10 protein-coding genes are annotated in these 15,647 nt (G+C 68.5%); 2 read left to right on the top strand and 8 right to left on the bottom strand.

Features of this window, described 5'->3' with window-relative positions; translation table 11 throughout:
• Positions 1 to 82: 82 nt before the first annotated feature.
• Entirely contained in the window at positions 83 to 3,049 is a 2,967-nt protein-coding gene (locus AW272_RS10545; RefSeq protein WP_066363198.1) for an AMP-binding protein, read from the top strand.
• Between the two features lie 10 nt (positions 3,050 to 3,059).
• Here the strand turns inward: AW272_RS10545 and AW272_RS10540 are convergent, their stop codons facing one another.
• From AW272_RS10540 to AW272_RS10505, 8 genes are all read right to left on the bottom strand, one after another.
• Complete coding sequence (locus tag AW272_RS10540) at positions 3,060 to 3,836, bottom strand: ABC transporter permease (RefSeq protein WP_066363195.1); 777 nt, start codon at positions 3,834 to 3,836, stop codon at positions 3,060 to 3,062.
• Positions 3,829 to 4,581, bottom strand: coding sequence for an ABC transporter permease (locus AW272_RS10535; protein WP_066363192.1), 753 nt, complete (start codon positions 4,579 to 4,581; stop codon positions 3,829 to 3,831). Before AW272_RS10535 ends, AW272_RS10540 begins: the two co-directional genes overlap by 8 nt.
• 34 nt (positions 4,582 to 4,615) lie before the next feature.
• Complete coding sequence (locus AW272_RS10530; protein WP_066363185.1) at positions 4,616 to 5,533, bottom strand: ABC transporter ATP-binding protein; 918 nt, start codon at positions 5,531 to 5,533, stop codon at positions 4,616 to 4,618.
• A gap of 78 nt (positions 5,534 to 5,611) precedes the next feature.
• Entirely contained in the window at positions 5,612 to 7,147 is a 1,536-nt protein-coding gene (locus tag AW272_RS10525; protein WP_066363177.1) for a glycoside hydrolase family 13 protein, read from the bottom strand.
• 53 nt (positions 7,148 to 7,200) lie between these two features.
• A complete protein-coding gene (locus tag AW272_RS10520; protein ID WP_066363175.1) occupies positions 7,201 to 8,175 on the bottom strand; it encodes a carbohydrate ABC transporter permease in 975 nt (324 codons plus the stop codon).
• Between the two features lie 30 nt (positions 8,176 to 8,205).
• Positions 8,206 to 9,120: a carbohydrate ABC transporter permease gene (locus AW272_RS10515; protein ID WP_066363173.1), complete on the bottom strand. Its 915-nt coding sequence runs from the start codon at positions 9,118 to 9,120 to the stop codon at positions 8,206 to 8,208.
• A 68-nt stretch (positions 9,121 to 9,188) separates the two neighbouring features.
• Positions 9,189 to 10,574 carry an ABC transporter substrate-binding protein gene (locus AW272_RS10510; protein ID WP_066363172.1) on the bottom strand — a complete coding sequence of 462 codons (1,386 nt, stop codon included), beginning with the start codon at positions 10,572 to 10,574 and terminating at the stop codon, positions 9,189 to 9,191.
• Positions 10,575 to 11,088: 514 nt separating this feature from the next.
• Complete coding sequence (locus tag AW272_RS10505) at positions 11,089 to 12,102, bottom strand: LacI family DNA-binding transcriptional regulator (RefSeq protein WP_066363165.1); 1,014 nt, start codon at positions 12,100 to 12,102, stop codon at positions 11,089 to 11,091.
• A 545-nt stretch (positions 12,103 to 12,647) separates the two neighbouring features.
• Between AW272_RS10505 and AW272_RS10500 the strand changes: the two genes are divergently transcribed.
• On the top strand, positions 12,648 to 15,557 hold the full coding sequence (locus AW272_RS10500; protein WP_066363163.1) for a galactose-binding domain-containing protein: 2,910 nt from the start codon (positions 12,648 to 12,650) through the stop codon (positions 15,555 to 15,557).
• The last annotated feature ends 90 nt before the right edge of the window (positions 15,558 to 15,647 follow it).

Here is a 15,647-nt window from a genome sequence, read left to right as displayed (position 1 = left end):
ACTTGCTAGATACTTGTGAGGAATCGTTAGGTCTGATTTACTCCCAATCCGACCGTCTGCTGTACGCGGAAGAGGTGGGCCCATGACCGCGACCCTCCCCCACTTACTTCGGGCCAGGGCTGTCGACCATCCGGACAGAACCGCCCTGATCAGCACGAATGGCCGGGAACTGACGTTCGGCGAATGGGACGCGGCGGCCGACTCGGGGGCACACGCCCTGCTCGGCAAGGGCTTGCAACGGGGTGACCGGGTCGGGTTGCTCTTCCCTAACGATCAATGGGTGGATTTCGCCATCGCCTGCATGGCTGTTTTGCGGGCCGGTGGCGTGGCCGTGCCACTGTCGGCCCGGCAGTCCGCGGCGACGCTGAAGGTCATGACCGACGACTGCGCGGCCCGCTGGGTGCTGACCGAGGCGCCGGCCGGTTCCGGCGTCCCCGACGTGGAACTCTTCCTGGACGACCCGGCCCAGATCCTCTACACCTCCGGCACCACCGGTCAGCCGAAGGGCGTCATGGCCACCCATGCCAACCTGGCCTGGGGGCACGCCGAGAGGCCCGCGTTCCGGGCGTTCGGCCACTCGAAGCACTTCGTGCACGCGTTCCCGATCGGCACCAACGCGGGCCAGATGATGCTGGTCAACACCCTGACTGCGGCCCCGGCGGCGGTCGTGGCCGCGCGATTCGACGCCGCCGGGTTCTGCGGGCTGATCGAGAAGTTCCGGGCCGGGACGGTGTTCGTGGTGCCCGCGATGGCGACTGAACTCCTCGACTCCGGGGTCTGGCGCGACCACGACCTGTCGAGTGTGGTCCTGCTGAGCTCGTCGGCCGACGCCCTGCCGCCCCGGGTGGCGGCAGGACTGCCCGAAGCCTTCCCGAAGGCCATGATCGTCAACTACTACACGTCGACCGAGGCCGTCCCGGCGCAGACGACGATGATCGTCGACCCCCGGCGGCCCGATTCGGTCGGCCGCGCGACCAGCCAGGGCGACCTGATGATCGCCGACGAAGAGGGGACACCGCTGGCCGCCGGCGAGGTCGGCGAGGTCTGGCTCCGGGCCCCCGCCGCCCAGCGCACCTACTACGGCGACCCCGGCACCAGCGCGAAGACCTTCAAGAACGGCTGGACCCGGATGGGCGACCTCGGCCGCCTCGACGAGGCCGGCTACCTCTACCTGGTCGGCCGAGAGAGCGACGTCATCAAGTCGGGCGGCCTCAAGATCTCGTTACCCCAGGTCGAGGCGGCGATCCGCGAGCACCCGTCGGTCGCCGACGTCGCCGTGGTCGGCCTCCCCCACCCCACGATGGGCCAGATGATCGCCACCGCCGTGGTCCGCAAAGCGGCACAACCGGATCCCGAGAGCCTCACCACCGACGGGCCGGCTGACGATTCCGCCAAAGCGGATGGCCAGAGACAAGTCGAGGACCTAACCGCCGACCGGCTACGCACATTTCTTCATCAGCGGCTCGCCCGGAACGAAGTCCCCTCCCGGTACGCGTTCGTCGACGCCCTTCCCCGCAACGAGCTCGGCAAAATCGTGAAGGCCGAGGTCCGCGCGTTGTTCGCGGTCGCCAAGCCAAGCGGGCGGCCGTTGGAGAGCGTCGAGGAGCAGGCCCTCGCGCGGTTGTGGACGGGTGTGCTCGGAGTGCCCGCGACCAGCGCCGACGATGACTTCTTCGCCCTGGGCGGCGACTCGCTCCGGGCGGCTCAGCTCGCCGCGCGGGTGGCCGAGAAGTTCGGGGTGCCCGTCGAGGGGACCTTCGCCTTCGATCAGCCCGTGCTGGCGCATCAGGCCGGCCAGATCCGCGACGCCGTGGCCACCGCCGCAGGCGACGACGACGTGGTTCTGGAGGACGGCGCCCTCTCCGGAGTGCAGGCCCACTGGTGGCGGTGGATGCACGCCTCCGGAGAGCGGCGCCACATGCCGCCCGTCCATGTCGCGGTACGGGTGCCCGGGGGCCTCGACCTCGGCGTCCTCGGTCAGGCCGTCAAGGAGCTGGTGCGGCGGCACGACAGTCTCCGGACCGTCTTCCGCGACCCGGGCGTGGGACCGGTGCTGGCGACGATGGACGTCCCGATCGGCGTGCACAGGAGCGCTTCGCCGGAAGAGGCCGCCGAACTGGCCGCCGACCGGGTTCGAGAGCCCTTCGACGTCGAGAACGGGCCGCTGCTCCGGGTCGAGGTGATCGAGCTGCCCGAAGGGTGTGTGCTGGTCGTCTCCGTCCACCATCTGGTTTTCGACGGCGGGTCGGCGACGGTGCTGCTGCGGGAGCTCGGGGTGCTCTACTCCGCCATCCGCCACGGGGCCTCCTCACCGCTGACCCCCGCGGTCCCCTACGGCGACGTGGTGGCGTGGGAACGCCGCGAATGGGCGCGGCACCGGCCGTGGTGGGAGGCCACGCTGGAGGGTGCTCCGACGTCTTTGGAGCGCCTGCCCGGCCGGGCCAGGGACGTGCGGTTGTGCGCGGCGGACGCGCATCATTTCGCCGTACCCGACGTGCTTGACCTGGCCCGTTCGCGCGGCGCCACGGTGTCGATGGCGCTGGCGGCGGCCTGGGCGCTGACGCTCGGCGCATGGGCGCGGGCGCCTGAGCTCGTGCTGGCCAATCCGGTCAGCGGGCGGGCGCGGCCCGGGTTCGAGAACGCGGTCGGCTGCCTGTTCCGGTGGAACCTGATCGCGGTGCCGGGCGTGGGAGCGCTACCGGATGTCATCGACCACGTCCGGCGGGAGTTCCTCGCGGCCTCCGAGCGCCAGTTCCACGACTGGGGGCACCTGCACTCGCTGGTGCCGTTCCCGGCGTACTTCCGGTTCGAGAGCTGGGGGCATCCGGCCCATCTGCCGGGGGTGCCGTCGGAGGAGTTCGCCGTCCCGGCCGGGCCGATCATGGAGTGGACGCTGCCCGACGACGACCCCGACCTGCACCCGCCGGAGATCCTGATCAGCGAGTCGCACGACGGGACCCTGCGCGGCCAGCTCATCTACAACCGGCACGCCTACGAGGCCGCCGACATCGCCCAGCTGGCCGCCGACTTCGTCCGCCGGATCACCTGAAGGCCGGGGCTCACCTAGCCATCAGGGTGGTCCAGCGGGCCTGGGCCACCGCCAGCATCACGCCGCCGAACGCGAGCAGATAGGCGGCGTTCAGCAGCAGCCCCGGCCCGACCTCGCCCAACGCCAGCCCTCGGGACAGCTCGATCGCGTGGTAGAGCGGGAGCGCTTCCACCAGGACCCGAACCCATCCGGTGTAGACCGTGACCGGATAGAAGGTCGTCGCGAACAGGAACATGGGCAGCATCACGAGCTGGACGTACTGGAAGCTGTGCCAGCCACGGGCGTAGGCGGCCGCCGCCAGCCCGGCGGCGCCGAACGCGAAGGCGGTCAGCAGCCCGGCCGGGACCGCGAGGATCACCAGCGGTGACCGCGCCAGCCCGAAGGCCACGATCACGACCAGGAAGCCGACGCCGGTGACCAGCGCGCGCAGCACCGCCCAGAGCAGCTCCCCGGCGACCATGCCGCGGATGGTCACCGGCGTGACCAGCAGCGAGTGGTAGTAACGGTCGAAGGCGAGCTTGCCGTAGACCGTCTGGGTGGTCTCCTCCAGGGCGCTGTTCATCATCGCCGTCGCCAGCAGGGCGGGCGCGATGAAGGCCGCATACGGCACGTCGACCCCGGGGACCCGCCCGACGAGCGCTCCCACGCCGACGCCCATGGCCAGGAGATAGAGGATGGGCTCGTACACGGAGAAGAGCGCCATCGTCCACGGGGTGCCGCCCTTGTGCACCCACACGTTGCGCAGCACCACCAGATGGGCGCCGCCGGCGGCCGGGAGCCTAGACATAGAGCACCTTCCGGAAGGTGACCCGCCCGATCAGCACCCCGGCGACCGCGAGTGCGCCCAGGTAGGCGATGTGCAGCGTGGTCGTGCCGAGGGTCGCGGTGCCGAGGGCCAGTGATCGGCAGAGGTCCGCGCCGTGCCAGAGCGGGAGGGCGTACATCAGCGACTGGAGCGGGTCAGGGAGCTGCTCGACGGAGAAGAACGTGCCGGAGAACAGGTACATCGGCATGACCACGAATCGGAACACGGTGTTCAGGCGCGGGAAGTCGGTCACGGTCACCGCCCAGGCGGCGACGACGGTCGCGGGCGCGATCCCCGTCAGCGTGGCGGCCAGGAGCACGGCGAGAGCCGTACCGAAAGAGGAGAAGAGCCCGAAACAGGCCATCACCACCACGAAGGCGAGCGCTCCCACGAACACCCGCAGCCCGACGAACAGCAGATGGCCGGCCATCACCTCACCCGGCGACAGCGGCGTCGCGATGGCGGTCTGGTAGACCCGCTCCCGCCCCCGCGCGGTCGCCACCCCGAACCCGGCGTCGATGAACGCGTTCTGGAACGCCGCGGCCGCCAGCACGCCCGGCGCGAGGAACCGCAGGTAGGGCACACCCTCGACGTCGCCCTGGACCAGCGTGCCGAGCCCGGCGCCGATGGCCAGCAGGAACAACAGGGGGTTGGCGATCGAGACGACAGCCGTGGACTGCCACGTGCGGCGGTAGCGGAACAGCCAGTAGACGAACGCCGGCAGCATCAGCCCACCCCCGCCTGGCGCGTCGAACCGGGCATCAGTCGGTCAGCGATCGGCCGGTGAGGCGGAGGAAGACGTCCTCCAGCGTGGCCCGGCGGACCAGGGCGGTCAGCGGGTGGAGGCCCAGTTCGGTGACGCGGCCCAGGACCGCGTCGCCGTCGTCGGCGTAGCAGAGCAGGCGGTCGGGCAGCACCTCGACGTCGCCGCCGAGCTTCTCGCCTGCCGCCTCCTGCTCTCCCGGCGGGAAGCGGAGTTCCAGCACCTCGCGGGTCACATGCCGCTCGATCAGTTCGCGGGGGGTGCCCTCGTCGGCGATCAGGCCCTTGTCCATGATCACCAGGCGGTCGCAGAGCTGCTCGGCCTCGTCCATGTAGTGGGTGGTGAGGATCAGGGTCACGCCGGCGCTCTTCAGGCGGAACAGGCGGTCCCACAGGATGTGGCGGGCCTGCGGGTCGAGGCCGGTGGTCGGCTCGTCGAGGAGCAGGATGTCCGGGTCGTTGACCAGGGACCGGGCGATCGTCAGCCGCCGCCGCATGCCGCCGGAGAGGTGTTCGACCCGCTCTCCCGCCTTCTCGGCGAGCTGGGCGAACTCCAGCAGTTCGGCGCTCTTGGCCCGCATGTGCGTCAGGGAGAGGCCGAAGTACAGGCCGTACACGATCAGGTTCTCGCGGACCGTCAGTTGCAGGTCGAGCGCGTCGTCCTGCGGCACCACCCCGAGCCGGGCGCGTAACTCACGGCCGTGGCTGACCGGATCCCGGTCGAGGATGCGCAGGGTCCCGCCGCTGGGCCGGGAGACGCAGGCCAGCATCCGCATCGTGGACGATTTCCCGGCCCCGTTCGGCCCGAGGAACCCGAAGGCCTCCCCGCGTTCCACCTGGAACCCGATCCCGGCCACCGCTTTCACGTCGGTGCCCGGATAACGCTTCTCCAGCCCTTGGGCCTCGATCAATGCCATGTGTGCATCCCCCGAATTGGCGCGGGCCCGTGACCGCCTTCCCACGAGCGGTCACGGACCCGAGACAGAGAGCCGCCGTCAGCGCAACCAGACGGCGGTGTCGGAGGGCAGTTCGTCGCCCTCCAGAGGGCCGCTGGACAGCAGCACCTCGGTGTGCGGCGGCAGCGGCGCGGACTCGGCGCCCAGGTTGACGACGCAGACCAGGCCCGACTCCCGCTGGAAGGCGAGCACGTCGTCGCGTGACTCGCACCAGGTCAGGGTGCCGTCGCCGAGCAGTTCGCCGCGCAGCTTGAGCGCGGTCCGGTAGAGGGTCAGCATCGAGCCGAGGTCCTCGCGCTGGGCCTCCACGGTCAGCTTGTTCCAGTCGGCGGGCTGGGGCAGCCACGGATCGCCCGTACCGAAACCGAAGGGCTTCTCCTGGCCCGACCACGGCAGCGGCACGCGGCAGCCGTCGCGGCCCGGCACGGTGTGCCCCGAACGCACCCACATCGGGTCTTCCCGCAGGTCGTTCGGGATGTCGTCGACCTCAGGAAGGCCCAGTTCCTCGCCCTGGTAGATGTACACGCCACCGGGCAGAGCCATCGCCAGCAGCGCCGCGGCCCTGGCCCGGCGGTAGCCGAGCTCCAGGTTCGAGGGGAAGCCGTCACGGCGGGCGCCGTGGTCCCAGGAGGTGATCTCGCGTCCGTAGCGGGTCACCACGCGGGTCACGTCGTGGTTCGACAGCACCCACGTGGGGGGCGCGCCGAGAGGCAGGTGCGTCTCCAGCGTCTGGGTGATGGAGGCGCGCAGCGCCACCGGCTCCCAGGGGCAGGCCAGGAAGTCGAAGTTGAAGGCGGTGTGCAGCTCGTCGGGCCGCAGGTAGCGGGCGAACCGCTCCTGGTCGGGGAACCAGACTTCACCGATGAAGATCCGGTCGGTGTACTCGCTGTCCGCCAGGCTCCGCCAGCCCCGGTACACGTCGTGCACCTCGGGCAGGTCGGTGTAGCCGTCGGGGTCGCCACCCTCGAAGTTCTTCACCAGGACGGCCGCCGAGTCGATCCGGATGCCGTCGACGCCGCGGTCGAACCAGAACCGCAGGACGTCCTGGAACTCCTGGTGGACCTCCGGGTTGGTCCAGTTGAAGTCGGGCTGCTCGGGCGCGAACAGGTGCAGGTACCACTGGCCGTCGTCCACCTGGGTCCACGCGGGGCCGCCGAAGATCGACTTCCAGTCGCCGGGCTCGTCGCGGAACCAGAACCGCTCCCGCTCGGGCGAGCCGGGGCCGGCCGCGAGCGCCGCCTTGAACCACTCACTCTGGTCGGAGTGGTGGTTCGGCACGACGTCGATGATCACCTTGATGCCCAGCTCGTGGGCCTCCGCGATGAACCCCTCCGCCTCCGCCAGGTCGCCGAACAACGGCTCGATCGCCCGGTAGTCGGCCACGTCGTAACCGCCGTCCGCCATCGGGGACGGATACCAGGGCGTGAGCCACACGGCGTTGATCCCCAGGTCGGCGAGGTAGGCCAGGCGGCCGCGCAGACCGGCGAGGTCGCCGATGCCGTCGCCGTTACCGTCGGCGAAGCTGCGTGGGTAGACCTGGTAGATCGCGGCCCCCCGCCACCACGTTTCGGGCATGCTGGAACAACTCCTTAGGCTTTATTGGAGAGTGGGCGACACTGGCGACACGGTCAGCCTTTTAGGCTTCCCGCCGTCAGACCGGCCATGATGCTGCGCTGGAACACCAGGAACACCAGGATCGCCGGGATGCTCGCGATGACGAGGGCCGCGATCAGGACGTTCTGCGGCATCTGAGCCGACAAGGAGGAGATGCCGACGCTGATGGGCATCTTCTCGCTGTCCGGCAGGACGAGCAAAGGCCAGACGAAGTCCTTCCAGACGTTGACCACCGCGAGGATGGAGACCACCCCCAGGATCGGCCGCGAGACCGGAAGAACCACCGACCAGAGGATACGCATCGGAGACGCGCCGTCGATCTGGGCGGCTTCGAGCAGCTCACGCGGGATCGAGTCGAAGAACCGCTTGAGCAGGAAGATGAAGAACCCGTTGGCGGCCGCGGGCAGCCAGATCGCCCACGGAGTGTTCAGCAGGTTCCACCCGAAGATGGGCACCTCGACCACGGTCAGGTAGGCCGGCAGCAGGATGACCATCGGGGGGATCATCAGGGTCGACAGGACCAGCGCCAGCACGACCTTGCCGAAGATCGGCCGGAGCTTCGACAGGGCGTAGGCCGCCGACACGTCGATCGCCAGGGTGAACACCCAGGCGCCCGCCGCGTAGATCAGCGTGTTCTTCAGGAACAGGCCCAGGTCGAGCAGGTCCCATGCCTCGGCGTACACCGAGAAGTTCAGTTCTGTGGGGAAGAAGGTCGGCGGCACCGCGACGAGTTCGTCGGGCGACTTCATCGCGCCGGTGACCATCCAGTAGAGCGGGAAGACGAACGCGGCCGTGAATCCGACCACGACGACCGTCAGGACGGTCCAGTAGATGGTCTTCCCGCGTCGGGTGGTGAGCGTGTGGGGCGACACCAGGCCGCGGAACTGCTGGGGCTGTTCCTTCTTCTTCTTGCGCCTGCGGTTCTCGCGGGGCGAGGGCTTCTCGTGCCTCGCCACGTTGGGCGGGCGCTGGACGGTGCTCTGCGACATCGGTGTACCTCCTCTCTCTGCCGGTCTCGGCTAGGTGCGGTCGCGCGAGAGGCGCAGGTAGAAGGCGGAGAAGACGATGAGCACGAGCATCAGCATCAGTCCGAGGGCGCCGCCGCCGCCGAAGTTCCCGAAGCTGAACGCGTATTGGTACATCAGGTACGCCACGGTCATGGTCGCGTTCTCCGGGCCGCCGCCCGTGAGCAGGAACGGCTCGATGAAGACCTGCATCGTCGCGACGATCTGCAGCAGCAGCATGACGAGCAGGATCAGCCGCGTCTGCGGGATCGTGACGTGCCACACGCGCTTGAACAGACCGGCGCCGTCGAGCTCGGCCGCCTCGTACAGCTCGCTGGGGATGCTCTGCAGGGCCGCGAGGTAGATCAGCGTGCCGGTGCCGAGGTTCATCCAGGTGGAGACGATGACGAGCGAGGGCAGGGCGGTCGTGGTCGAGTCGAGCCAGCTCAGCGGCGGGATCCCGACGAAGCCGAGGACCTGGTTGAACAGGCCGGGGCCCGGGTCGTAGAACCACTTGAACAGCAGCACGGCCACGGCCGGCGGCAGCATCACCGGCAAGTAGACGATGAGGCGCAGGTAGCTCTTCGCGTGGCGAAGCTCGTTCAGGACGATCGCGGCGATGAACGGGACGACGTAGCCGAAGACCAGGGCCAGGCCGGTGAACACCAGGGTGTTCGCCCAGGCGGCGAAGAAGGCGGAGTCGGCGAAGATCGTCCGGAAGTTCTCCAGGCCGACCCACTCCGTCGAGTTCACGAAGTTGGTCTTCTGGAAGGACAGGATGAACTCCCGGACCATCGGGATCCAGGAGAAGAACGCGAAGCAGATCAGCGCCCCGGAGAGGAAGCCGTAGGCGGTGAGGTTCCGGCTCAGCGCCCGCCGCATGGCCCCGGGGGGGCGCCGCCGGTCACCCTTCGCGGAGAGGGTCGTCATCGGTTTACGCTCACAATCTCAACGTGTGACGGGGGCCGGCCCGTACGACCGGCCCCCGGCTGTGTGGATCAGCCCGCTGCGAGCAGCTTGTTGACCTTCTCTTCCGCTTCGGCCAGCAACTCGTCGATGTTGGCGTCCTGGCGAGTGAGGACCGCCGACATCGGGGTGTCGAGGACGGCGTAGATCTCCTGGGCCTTGACCGGCTCCAGCTTGAAGGTCACCGACTTGGTGCCTTCGACATACGGCGCGAAGTGCTCCGTCGGGACGTTGGCGTTCGCCTCACGGTCGGCCTGGATCTTGACGCCGGCAGCGGCGGTCCCGAACAGGTCGGTGAGAGGCAGGCCCGTCGGAAGGCCGTCGGCCTTGTTCCGCGCGTAGTCGAACTGGCCCTGGCCCGGGGTCAGGAACTTGAACTCGAGCCACTTCAGACCGGCCTTGATCTGGTCGGGCGTGGCCTTGGCGTTGAACATGTAGCCGTCGCCGCCGGACAGCGACTGGGTCGACTCGGGGAGCGCGGTCACGCCGTAGTCCTCGAACTTGCCCTTGAAGTCGTTGTTGACCGCCTGGACGACGTCGGGAGCGCCGATCATCATGCCGAGCTTGCCGGAGCCCATCAGGCGCATGAGGTCTTCCCAGCGGTGCAGCTGCTTGGTGCCCATGCTGTTGTCGTCCCACCGCATCTTGCGGAGGTTCTCCAGGACGGCCTTGCCCTGCTCACTGTTGAAGGCGGCGGTCTTGCCGTCCTCGCTCGTGATCGCGCCACCGCGGGCGTAGATCGACGAGGTGAAGTGCCAGCCGCCGGTGTTGCCGGCGGAGTACTCGCCGTAGCCGACGGTGCCGTTGCCGAGCGCGGCGATCTTCTTCGACGCGTCCTGCACCTCAGCCCAGGTCTTGGGCGGCATGTCGGGGTTGAGCCCGGCCTCGGTGAAGAGCTTGCGGTTGTAGACCAGGCCGGTCGCGTAGTTCGTACGCGGCACGCCGAAGGTCTTGCCGCCTGACTCGAACACGCCCTTCACGTCGGGGCGGATCTCCGCGAACGCCGGCGCCTCACTCAGGTAAGGAGTGATGTCGGCGGCCTGGCCGGCTCCGATGATCCGGGCGGCGTCGGTGTAGTAGACGTAGAACAGGTCTTCCATCTGGCCACCGGCGAGCTTGGCCTGGAAGGTCTCAGGAACGATGCAAGGGAAGGCGTCCTTGCTCTCGATCGTGATGTAGGGGAATTTCGCCTGGAACGCGGTGACGTCCGCGTCCCACTGCGCGCGCTCCTTGGGGTTCGTCTTCGGAGGCTGGCAGCCCACGCTGATCGACACGGGCGCGTTCTCGACGGCGGCCGGGGCCGAACCGCCGGACGGGGCCGCAGCCGGCGGAGCCGGGGTCTCTTCCGAGCCACACGCCGCAGCGGCGAGGGTAAGCCCCGCCACGGCCAGCAACGTCGCGAATTTACGGGATTGCATCAATGATTCCCTCCTGCCGTGGCCAACCACGACACCTTGAGAGCACCTGTCCGTCTGGCAAGTTCCGGAACGAGCCCCCCGAAGGCCCGATCGATGAAGGTGGAGTTACGAGTCCGCTTCGTGTTACCGGTTGCGAGAAACATACAGAGACGGACATTGCCTAGCAAGAGTCTGGCACTCAAGATGCAAAAAAGTGACAGTGCGCCGTAGTGAACGCGATCGAAACAAGAACCCGCAGGTCGCGAGGGCGACCTGCCTTGATGGTCGCGCGTGGGGCTCTGTCGTGCTTGAGGTGTCCCCTGACAGGCTCATGACCGTTCCAGTCAAACATCGAGATCGACCTGCAAACAAGCTCCCGGCAGCACGCACGGAAGCGACGATCAGATGAACTGGAACGACAGTTGCATGGGTTAGATGCGACCAGCACGTCCAGGAGTTCCACGATCTGAGTCCGGACATGACGAAGCCCCGCGCTTCCGGAGAAGGCGGGGCTTCGGAGATCTGAAGCCGGAGGTCAGACTCCGATGCGGACTCGCGCCGGGGCGGTCGACCCGCGGACGACGAGCTCGGGCTCGTAGAGGAGTTCCTCCGCCGTCACCTGGGCGCCGTCGATCTGGTTGACCAGCAGGGTCACCGCCGCGCGGCCGATGGCCTCGATGGGCTGGCGGACCGTGGTCAGCGGCGGGTTGGTGCAGTTCATGAAGTTCGAGTCGTCGAAGCCGACCACCGAGATGTCTTCGGGGACCGACATGCCCATGCGGCGGACCGCCCGGATCGCTCCAAGTGCCAGCGGGTCGGAGGCGCAGATGATGCCGGTGACGCCGAGCCGGATCAACCGGTTGGTCACGGCCTGGCCGCCTTCGAGGGAGAACATCGCGTGTTCGACGGCCACCTCTTCGAGGCCGGCCTTCTCCGCCGCCGCGGTGACCGCGGCCAGCTTGCGCCGTGACGGTATGTGATCTTCGGGGCCCAGCACTATTCCCAGCCGCTCGTGACCGAGCGAGACCAGGTGGCTGAAGGCCTGTTCCACCGCGACCGCGTCGTCGGTGGAGACGCGCGGGAATTCGAGGTTGTCGCTCGCGGCGTTCACCAGCACGACCGGCAGGCCGATGTCGAGCAGCCGGAGGTAGTGCTCATGGGGCGCGTCGGCCTCCATGTAGTGACCGCCCGCGAAGACCACGCCGGAGACCTGCTGCTCCAGGAGCATCTCCACGTAGTCGGACTCGGAGAGCCCGCCCGCCGTGCGGGTGCACAACACGGGGGTGAAGCCGCGCTGCGCGAGGGCGCCGCCGACGACCTCGGCCAGTGCCGGGAATATCGGGTTGCCCAGTTCGGGCAGGACCAGGCCGACCAGGCGGGCGCGCTCCCCCCGGAGCTGCGTCGGGCGCTCGTAGCCAAGGACGTCTAGGGCGGTCAGCACAGCCGCGCGGGTCGCGTCGGAGACGCCCGGCTTGCCGTTCAGCACCCGGCTGACGGTGGCCTCGCTGACTCCGACTTTCTTCGCTACCTCTGCAAGTCGACGTGTCACAACGCAAACTATACGCCCGATCCACGCAACCTGCTTGCATTCCGACGATGCCGATCCGCCATGAGAGCGTTTTCCGCCCACCAGGTCTCGATCATGGAGTCACCTCTGGTTAACCAACAGTCCAGGTAGCGCCGCCGCGACGATGATTTGCGAGGAGATACGCGCGCTTACGTGTTCTGTCCGCCCGCCTCGGGACATATGAACGTTACACACGTCACATCCCTGACAGTTGGCCGAAAGTTTGCGTACCGACCCCATCAGAGTGCCCAAAAGGCCAGGTCAATGGCGCTGGCGAAGAGCAAGACCGGGCACGTGGGGCGGTCCCGGGCCCATGACCACGCGGGTCAGGGCGTGTCAGATGGCCCCAGAGGAGACCTTTTGCGAAATCAAGTTGAAATATTGCGGACTTCTGTTAGCCATCCTATGGTGTGGACATCTCGGCACCACCGATCGCGACGGAGGCGCCGAGCACCCCCTATGGCTCGTGTCACTCGCCGGCCCCCCGGCGGCGGCGCGAGCCCGCACCTGACTAGAAGGGCCCGCCGATGCCCACATCGGTAAACCGATCACGCCGTCTGTCCGCCGTCCTCGCGAGCGCCGCCCTGATCGCGGCGGGCGCGGTGGCCATCCCCAGTCTCACCGGCACCGCAGCCGCAGCCGTCTCGGCCGACTCCCCGTGGGGCGTCCCGGGTCGCGGCGCGACCGTCCCGTTCACCGAGTTCGAGGCCGAGGATGCCGCCCACAACGGCAGCCTCATCGGGCCCAACCGGATCTACACGACGCTCCCCTCCGAGGCCTCCGGCCGCCGGGCCGTCACGATCGACGCCCCGGGCGAGTACGTCGAGTTCACCCTGACCAAACCCGCCAACGCGATGACGGTGCGCTACAGCATCCCCGACGCGAACGGCGGCCAGGGCCAGACGATCAACGCCGACATCCGCGTCGGCGGCACCAAGCTCAAGGACATCTCCCTGACCTCGGTGTACGGCTGGTACTACGGCGGCTACCCGTTCAACAACAACCCGGGTGACACCAACCCCCACCACTTCTACGACGAGACCCAGACCCAGTTCGGCCAGACCTACCAGGCCGGCACGAAGATCCGGGTCCAGGCCCAGTCGAACGTCCCGATCACGGTCGACCTGGCCGACTTCGAGGTGGCCCCCGCCCCGATCGGGCGCCCGGCCGGATCCCTGTCGGTCGACGACTTCGGCGCCGCCCGCAACTCCGCGACCGACTCCACGGCCGCCTTCCAGGCCGCGGTCGACGCGGGCAAGGCCCAGGGCAAGGAGGTGTACGTCCCCGAGGGCACGTACACCCTCTGGGACCACGTCGTCGTCGACGGCGTCACCCTGCGCGGGTCGGGCCCCTGGCACACCAAGCTGACCGGCCGCCACCCGACGCAGCGCAACCGCGCGGTCGGCATCTACGGCAAGTACGTCGCCGGCGGCGGCTACCAGGGCGGCATCCGCCCCCACGAGGCCGGCGGCCCCAGCCGCAACGTGGTCGTGCGCGACCTGGCCATCCGCGGCGACATCCGCGAACGTGAGGACAACGACCAGGTGAACGCCTTCGGCGGTGCGATGACCGACTCGGTCATCGACAACGTCTGGATGGAGGACACCAAGGTCGGGGCCTGGATGGACGGCCCCATGAACAACTTCACGATCCGCAACTCCCGGATCTTCGACCAGATCGCCGACGGCGTGAACTTCCACACCGGCGTGACGAACTCGACGGTGACCAACACCTTCGTCCGCAACACCGGCGACGACGGCCTGGCCATGTGGCCCGACCGGATCGCGAACGTCAACAACTCGTTCACGTTCAACACGGTGATCGCGCCGATCCTGGCCAACAACATCGTCACCTACGGCGGCCGGGACATAAAGATCACCGACAACGTGGTCTCCGACACCCTGTCCAACGGCGGCGGCATCCACATCGCCAACCGCTATCCGGGCGTCAACTCCGGCTCGGGCACCGCTGTCGCCGGCACCCACACGGTCGCCAGGAACACCCTGATCCGGACCGGCAACAATGACTACAACTGGCAGTTCGGCGTGGGCGCGATCTGGTTCTCCGGCCTCAACGAAGGGGTCAACGCCACGATCAACGTGACCGACACCGACATCATCGACAGCTCATACGCCGCCATCCACCTCATCGAGGGCACCACCCAGACGGTCAACTTCAAGAACGTCAACATCGCCGGTACGGGCACGTACATGATCCAGGCCCAGTCCGGCGGGCGGATGACGTTCGAGAACGTCAGAGCGAGCTACATCGGCGCCGGGACCGCGATCCACAACTGTGTGGGCGGCGGGTTCGTCATGACGGACTTGGGCGGCAACACGGGCTGGTCCCCCAGCAGCACGACCTGCACGGGCACCTGGCCGAACCCGAACTACATCTATCCGGGTGGCGGGAACCCGCCGACCTCACCGTCACCGAGCCCGCCGGTGAGCCCCTCGCCGTCGCCTTCGCCCCCCGTTTCGCCGTCTCCCTCGCCGAGCCCGTCGGTCTGCAACCCCGGCACCGGTGACCTGGCGCGGAACAAGGCGGTCACGGCCACCAGCACCAACCAGAACTTCGTGCCGCAGAACGCGGTGGACGGCGACCCGAACACCTACTGGGAGAGCGCCAACAACGCCTTCCCGCAGACGCTGTTCATCGACCTGTGCGCCCCGGTCAACGTCCAGCGGGTGGACCTGAAGCTGCCGCCTCCCACCGCCTGGAACACCCGCACCCAGACCATCGCCATCGAGGGCTCCACGAACAACTCCTCGTGGACGACGCTCTCCGCCTCGGCGGGACGCACCTTCAACCCGGCGACCGGGAACACGGTGTCCATCAACACCACCCCGGCCACGGTCCGATACGTGCGCGTCGTCGTGACCGGTAACACCGGCTGGCCCGCCGCACAGCTCTCCTCGGCCGAGGTGTACGGCACCCCCGGCGCCTCGCCGTCGCCGTCCCCCTCACCCTCTCCGTCTCCGTCTCCGTCCCCCTCGCCGAGTCCCTCCCCGCAGCCGGTGGGGAACCTGGCGCAGGGCCAGCCGGCCACGGCCAGCGGCGTCGCCCAGAACTACGGCCCCGGCAACGCGGTCGACGGCAACGCCAACACGTACTGGGAGAGCGCCAACAACGCCTTCCCCCAGACGATCACCGTCGACCTCGGCCAGAACCGCACGGTCGGACGCGTCGTCCTGAAGCTGCCCCCGGCAGCCGCCTGGGCGACCCGCACCCAGACCCTGTCGGTCCTCGGCTCGACGAACAACTCGACGTGGAACACGCTCTCGGCCTCGGCCGGACGGGTCTTCAACCCCTCGAGCGGCAACACGGTGACCATCACGTTCACCGCCAGCAGTCAGCGCTACCTGCGCCTGAACGTCACCGGCAACACCGGCTGGCCGGCGGCGCAGATCTCCGAGTTCGAGGTGTACGGCTCGTAGCTCGGACCACGTGACCGGCGCCCGGGAGGAGGGAGGACGCCCCTCCCCCCGGGCGTCAACGCGTCCCGGTTCTGGATGACGCCAGGACCG

Source organism: Herbidospora mongoliensis, from assembly GCF_001570545.1.
Classification (GTDB): Bacteria; Actinomycetota; Actinomycetes; order Streptosporangiales; family Streptosporangiaceae; genus Herbidospora; species Herbidospora mongoliensis.
The sequence above is the reverse complement of the archived record's forward strand: the minus strand, read 5'-3'. Positions and strand labels throughout refer to the sequence as shown.